This is a genomic window from Frankia sp. CcMO1 (genome assembly GCF_977945845.1).
Genome location: NZ_CDWTMG010000262.1, coordinates 1 through 6,373, shown reverse-complemented (window position 1 = coordinate 6,373; position 6,373 = coordinate 1). Strand labels below are relative to the sequence as shown.

General features: G+C 68.7%; 6 protein-coding genes and 1 tRNA gene. 4 read left to right on the top strand and 3 right to left on the bottom strand.

The window, feature by feature from the left end; all coding sequences use genetic code 11:
* Window positions 1-80 precede the first annotated feature (80 nt).
* The 3 genes from AC08OU_RS21330 (at window position 81) to AC08OU_RS21320 (ending at window position 1,394) form a co-directional block, all read left to right on the top strand.
* Window positions 81-593, top strand: coding sequence for a hypothetical protein (locus AC08OU_RS21330; protein WP_462203899.1), 513 nt, complete (start codon window positions 81-83; stop codon window positions 591-593).
* Between the two features lie 211 nt (window positions 594-804).
* The gene (locus AC08OU_RS21325; RefSeq protein ID WP_011434851.1) at window positions 805-1,044 is read left to right on the top strand and encodes a DUF433 domain-containing protein; all 240 of its coding nucleotides are present in this window, start codon (window positions 805-807) and stop codon (window positions 1,042-1,044) included.
* On the top strand, window positions 1,041-1,394 hold the full coding sequence (locus tag AC08OU_RS21320) for a DUF5615 family PIN-like protein (RefSeq protein WP_476601870.1): 354 nt from the start codon (window positions 1,041-1,043) through the stop codon (window positions 1,392-1,394). The genes AC08OU_RS21325 and AC08OU_RS21320 overlap by 4 nt, the downstream gene beginning before the upstream one ends.
* 94 nt (window positions 1,395-1,488) lie before the next feature.
* Here AC08OU_RS21320 and AC08OU_RS21315 read toward each other — a convergent pair.
* Window positions 1,489-1,561, bottom strand: a tRNA-Arg gene (locus AC08OU_RS21315).
* A gap of 122 nt (window positions 1,562-1,683) precedes the next feature.
* A complete protein-coding gene (locus AC08OU_RS21310; protein ID WP_462188987.1) occupies window positions 1,684-1,878 on the bottom strand; it encodes a hypothetical protein in 195 nt (64 codons plus the stop codon).
* Between the two features lie 428 nt (window positions 1,879-2,306).
* Here AC08OU_RS21310 and AC08OU_RS21305 point away from each other — a divergent pair, with 428 nt between their 5' ends.
* Window positions 2,307-3,626, top strand: coding sequence for an MFS transporter (locus AC08OU_RS21305; protein WP_476605627.1), 1,320 nt, complete (start codon window positions 2,307-2,309; stop codon window positions 3,624-3,626).
* Between the two features lie 64 nt (window positions 3,627-3,690).
* On the opposite strand, the gene AC08OU_RS21300 is transcribed toward AC08OU_RS21305, so the two are convergent.
* Window positions 3,691-6,373: AfsR/SARP family transcriptional regulator (locus tag AC08OU_RS21300; protein ID WP_476605626.1), on the bottom strand; the 2,683-nt coding region annotated here is incomplete at its 5' end.

The following is a 6,373-nucleotide window of genomic DNA, read 5'->3' as shown; positions in this document are numbered from 1 at the left end:
ACGACACACCAGAACGGCGAACAACATCCACACCCGACTCCAACACCAACCACTCACCGCAAGATCACGAATCTACGTGAATGTTTACCAAACAGGCCCGGCAGCAATGGCAGGAGAAGATCAACGCGGTGGAACGCACCCTTGACGATCTGAGCCAGCGACGACGTCGACTTCTGAACACGCTCGAAACTACCGACGACCTCGAACCTGAGCTTCTCCAGGACATCAACCGCCGGTCAGCGCAGATCAGCAGCGAACAGGAAGTCAAACGACGCGACCTGGCTCACCTCCGCGCCCACCCGCCAGCCCAAGCGGGCAGCGACACGGACCTATTCGATCTCCTTGGAACCGTCACCCGCGCCGAGCTCACCCGCATGCCCGAGGAGTTTCTCAGGGGCCTCTTCGACGCTTACGGCCTCGAGATCATCTACGACGCACGAGTGAACCACGTCACATGCACGGTCGGCATCGACGAACACAACCTGGCCCTCGTCACCAGCGTGACCAGCGCCATGCAGAACACCCCCAACCCGGCCATCGGGTTGGGGGTGTTTGATGTGCGCTCGGAGGGACTCGAACCCCCAACCTTCTGATCCGTAGTTAGATTTGGATCTTCCGTCGACGTCTGTCAACGTCCGCCCTGCCTGCTGACCATGAGCGTTCCGTCCACCGGTGTCCGTCGACGTCCACCCGCGTCCAGCGGCTTGGCTGTCAACTTGGCTGTCAACTTGGCTGTCACGCGTGCCACGGCTTGGACCACGTGATGGGCGCTCGACGCTGAGATCCGGGAGCATACTGGGAGGCATGGCGGAAGATCTTCTGGCGCTCGTCGTGGCCGACCCGACAGTCGGTCATGGGCAGGCGTGTATCCGGGGGACCCGGGTGCCGGTGAGTGTCGTGCTCGACTGCCTTGCCGACGGTATGTCCGACGGTGAGATCATCGCGGAGTACCCGTCGCTGACCGTGTCGGGGATCCGTGCGGCCGCTGCCTACGGGGCGCGTCTGGCGCGGGAGGATCTCGTGCCGCTTCGTACCGCGCCGTGAAGGTCAAGCTGGACGAGGGTCTCCCGGTCTCCCTTGCCGAGCGACTCGCCAAGCACGGGATCGACGCCGATACCGTGCTTGCGGAGAACCTGTCGGGCCGCTCCGATCCGGAGGTGCTCGCTGCTGCGGTTGCCGAGAACCGGATCGTGTTCACCCTCGACCGCGGCTTCGGGAACATCCGTGCCTACCCGCCGGGATCGCACAGCGGGATCGTGGTCTTCCGGCTTGACGACCAGTCGGCACGCGCCGTGATCGCGGCCGTCGAGGACCTGGTCACGCATCACGACCTCGCTGGGGCCGTGACAGTGGCGCACCGCGGCCTTCTCCAGATCCGTCGCGAGGGCGATTGACCCTCTCCGCCCGGGCTGGGACATCGCCTACGCAAAGCTCAGAGCCCCGCGCCGGAGTAGTGGCTGCGGGGCTCTGACCTGTCTCAACCTGACGTGCGCTCGGAGGGACTCGAACCCCCAACCTTCTGATCCGTAGTCAGATGCTCTGTCCGTTGAGCTACGAGCGCGATGTACCGCCGTGGTGGCCGGCGGTGCCAGCTTACAGCACCCGACGGATGGCACCGATCCTCCGAGGGGGATGTAGCTGTCTGTAGTTCATCCTGTGCTTCTTGTGTGGACAGCTGTGGGGTCATCGTCGAATCGGCAGCTGCGGCGCCGGCAGGAGGAGTTGCCGGTGGGGCGCGCGGCGGACGGTCAACCGCTGACCGTCCGCCGCGTCGACGGCGGACCAGACCTCGGCGGGCAGCTCGCGCGCCCGCACCGGGAGGTGTGTGTCCGAGAGCATGACCAGACGCACCCCGCCAGTACCCGACGCGACGGCCACGGGAACGCCATCGTGCCCGATCGGGCGGGCACGTTAGCGCCCGCTGCCGAGAGGTCCTCATGGTCGAGCAGTCCTCATAGGGGACGTAATGAAGTAACAAATACGTGATCGAGAGCATTATCGCAGGTCACAGGCCTGTGGAGGGTTCGAAACGCGCAAGTTATTTCATTTCGACTCCATAGTGACATCGGGACGTCATCAGGTGCCGTCGATCATAATTTGATTTTATGCAAAGTAATTGGATTTTGTATATCGTAATTAGATTTGTCAAAACATGATTGGCTGTCGCCAGAGCGATGCCCGATCTTATCGAGTATCGTCGCGTGGAGTAATGAGGCGTAACGATCCGGGGCGCAGGGTAATTCTCCTCCTGGCGTGCGCATCGTGAAGATCGACGGCTGGAGATCATCCTGATGGATCCGGGCGGCGTGCGCCGCGCGACTCGGAGCCAGCCCTTCGCCGCCCAAGCACTGTTCCGTGCCCGGGCGGCGACGATGAGCTCGCTGTTCCTGCTGGCTCTGCTGCTTGCGAGCTGGGCGCCGCGTATACCGCAAATCAAGGAGGGGCTCGAACTCGGCGACGGGCAGCTCGGTCTGACCCTGCTCGGCGCCCCGATCGGGGCGGTTCTGACATTGTGGCTGATCGGTCTGGCGGTCACCCGGTACGGCAGCATCACCATGGTGCGAGCAGGTCTGCCCGCCTACTGCGCCACCGGTCTTCTGGTCCCGCTCATCGAGGGACCCTGGTCTCTGTTCGCTCTGCTCACCCTGTGGGGGGCGACCAGCAGTTGCCTCGACATCTCCCTGAACACCCAGGCCGTGGGGATTGAGCGATGCTACCAGCGGCCGATCATGACCTCCGCCCATGCGGCGTGGACGGCGGGTGCCCTGTCCGGGGCCGGGATCGGTTCGGCGGCGGCCGCTCTGAGTGTCCCGATCGGCGTGCAGTTCGCGGTGCTCGGCGGGTTGGGTCTCGCTGCCGCCCTACCCGCCACGGCCTGGATGCTGCCCGACGGCGCTGCACCGGAAGTCGCGCCAGGGGACGGGCGAGACGGCTGGGGCGGAGACCGCGACAGAGCGGTGCCCCCGGGTCCCGCGGGCACCGGCAGCCGTGCCCGGCAGTTCGTCGCACTGTGCGTCATCGCCTTCGGTAGTTTCCTCTGTGAAGGTGTGGCGGCGGACTGGAGCGCCGTCTACCTCACCGAGGTAGCCGGAGCGGCTGCCGGAATCGCGGGTATCGGCTTTGTGGCCTTCACCTCCTGCATGTTCGTCGTGCGCCTGTTCGGGGACCGCGCCATGGCACGGTTCGGCCCGACCCGAACGGTCCGCGGCCTCGCCGTGACCGCGATGGTGGGATTCGCGGTCATGCTTGCGCTCGGTTCCTCGGCGTTCGGCACGGTCGGGGGAATCGTCGGATTCGGAACGCTCGGCGTCGGCACCGCCTGCGTGCTGCCCGCGGTGTTCTCCGCGACGGGGCGGCTCAGGTCGTCGACGGGCAGCTCCATCGCCGTGGTCGGCACGGTCGGGTATGCCGGATGGTTGTGCGGGCCGGCTCTCATCGGTGGGCTCGCCGAGCTGGCGGGCCTGCAACTCGCCATGGTCGTCGTGCTTGTCCTGCTCGTCGCGATCATGGTTTGCGCGTCGGCGTTGCGCGGTCCCGATTCTTCTCCTGCCGCGGCTGCCGAGTTCACCGCGGACCCCGGTGCCTCGGAGATCTCCGGGGTGCCCAAGATCCCCGAGGTTGGCTAGCGTCACCAGCGACCAGCCATCAGGCCGGGTCCTCTGCCGGCTGCCCCGGGAGCGGAGACGGGCACTACCGCCGGCCGCGACGGAATCCGGGCAGCAGGGTCTGCACCAGTGCGTCCGTCTCGGCCTCGGCCCGCCCGCCGCGGCGCACCCCGCTGACACCGATAGTTCGGTACATCTCCGTTGCCACAGCCTGCAGAGTTCGGCGATCACCCCGCGCGGCGACCGTGCGCAGCAGGTCCCGCCAGAGCACTTCGGAGGTCGGCACAGCCCGTAGCCCGGTGCGGCAGGCCGCCATCGCCGTCATCGTGTCACCGAAGTCCAACGTCAGTTGGGCGAGGCGATGCGCCACGTCGACCACGCCCGCCCAGGTGCTTCGGGCGATTGGCCCGGTGGTCGCCCAGCGGTACCGCCCGGCAGGCAGATCCGTCCACAGGGGGCCGCTGACCATCCGCAGGGCCGTCGTCAGATCCGCCTCGGCGTCGCTGCCCGGCAGACCGGCCCGGTGGGTGTAGGCCACGAAGAGTTCCCAGTCGCAGCGCACATCCGGACTCAGCCACCATCGGCCATCCGGGCCGATCATGATTCGAGGCGAGCCGTTGGCATCGGTCCCCAGCCACTGGCGCGCTTCGGCCAGCGCGGCGTCGGCGATCTCCTCTGTGGTGTCGGATGGCCAGATCTCCTCGGCGAGAAGCCGACTGTCTACGCCTTCCCGGTGCAGCGCGAGGTAGACGATGACCTCGGTCAACAGGTCGATGCGCTCGGCGGGTGGCCGCCCGGGACCCTCGACGGTGGGCAGCCCGAGAATCCGGACCTGCGCCTCGGCGGGCGCGGTGGGATCGGCGGGCGGCGTGGTCTCGAGCGGCACACGCTGTGGCGCCGCCCCGGACGTCGCCACCGGGGGCCGTGAAACGCCGACATCCGGGACGGTGGTATCTCCGTCGGCGTAGCGCGCCCGAGCAGCCTGCGGCGGTGCATGGTGCGCGTCCGCCGGTCCCGCCAGCCGTTCGTTCGGAGGCGGGACCGGCGGCCGGGGCGGGATCGCGGTCCGGTACTCGGTGGTTGGCGGCGGGGGGGCAGGGGGTCCAGGTGGTGCCTCCGTCCCGGGCTGGATCGATTCGGCCGGGACGCGGCCCTGCCGGTTCGCTCGCATCCGGGGCGTCTCGAAGTAGATCGCGGATGGTACCCGTGGGATATCCGTCGGGTGGATGAGCGGTCGTCCCGGATGGGCCAGCAGACCGGTGGCCTCGGCGGCCTCGGGGGCGTCGCCGGTGTCCGCGGTGGTTGGCAGGACGGGACCGGCCGATGCGGTCCTTCGCGGAGGGCCGGAAGGCCTGGGCGTGGGTGTGGGCGGCGGGGGTTCGGTGGGGAGCCGGCGGCCGTTCGAGGGCGGTCGCGTCGGATCGTCGTCAGAGGAGGAGGAGATAGTGGGTGGGAATCCGGTGCCGGACAGGACCGCGGCGCGACCCTGCGTGTCCTGCGGTCTCGCTCCGCGTGGCTCCGGTGGCGCAGAGCCGGGGCTGGGGAGTGGGCCTGCCGGCGTGGGGACGGCCGAGAGCGGCTGGGGGGACGCAGGCCGGGTGAGGGCTGAGAGTTTCGGCGTCCAGGGCACCGCCCCGGGCACGGAGCCGCGTTGTGAGGGTGGCCTTGTCGGCTCGTCAGGCCGGGTGGTTGCCGGCCCGGTCGCGGTGGGTCCGGCGGAGATCGGTCCGGCGGGCGGCTGTGATGCGGGGGGTGGTGGGGTGCCCTCGTCGGGCAGGCCCTCGTCCGGCAGGCCGTCGTCCGGCGGGCTGCCCGAGGCCCGGTCGGGAGATCCCGCCGCATCGGCCCGCTGGAACAGCGCGGTGATCGAGGTGTACTCGGTCATGCTCAGAGCCTGCGCCCGTACCTGGACGCCGAGAACGCCGAGGGACACGCGGCGGTCCGACCCGACCGTGAAGCGCCAGCGGGCGGCCGGGGTGTCGCCGACGGCGAGGACTCCCACGGCGTCGTCCCGCCCGTTCGCCATCCTGGTCAACCGGGCGATGTCGGCGGCTGCGGGAGGGGCCGCGAGAATGAGCAGATCGGGTGCCAGCGCCCGTGGATTGCCGGTGACCCGATCGCGGCCGCCCGCGGTGACGGTCGGCGGGTCTGCCGGTGCCGGATCGGTGCCGGTGCGACCGACGTCGTCCTCCGGTCCGGCGAGTTCGTCGAGGACGGCGCTCAGGTCGTCTGCTGTCCAGACCCGTGCGGGTGCGATCGTCGTCAGGTCGGCTCCGGTGTCGGCCGGAAAACCCACCAGACAGACCCGCAGATCATCCGACCACACGTTGGTTCCCAGCTCGATCGCCACGGCGATCGCGACCTCCGCCGCGATGTCCAGGTCGCCGATCAGGCTGATGATGCCCGGAGCGCCTTCCAGGTCGACGAGAATGCGTGACCCGGCGTCGTCCCGGCCGAAGGTGACGAGGGCCGGGAACGGAGCCGGCACGCCGGCCGTCATCTGGGCGATCATCTGGGCCGGCTGGTCACCGGGCAGACCGGGCATCCGCTCGATCCGCCATGACCCGGGCGCCTCGCCCACGGTCCATGGGAGCGGTGGAGGCTCCTCCTCCGCGGGTGCCATGTGCAGGATCAGCAGGTCGTCGGTGAGGATCGCCGCGTACACCGGGGGAAGCAGACGTCCCAGATCGGTCAGGCCGGCAGACAGAACGCGCAGTGAGCGGTCGACAAATCGGGCGGCATCCGTGTCGGCGTCTAGGCTTGTCTTC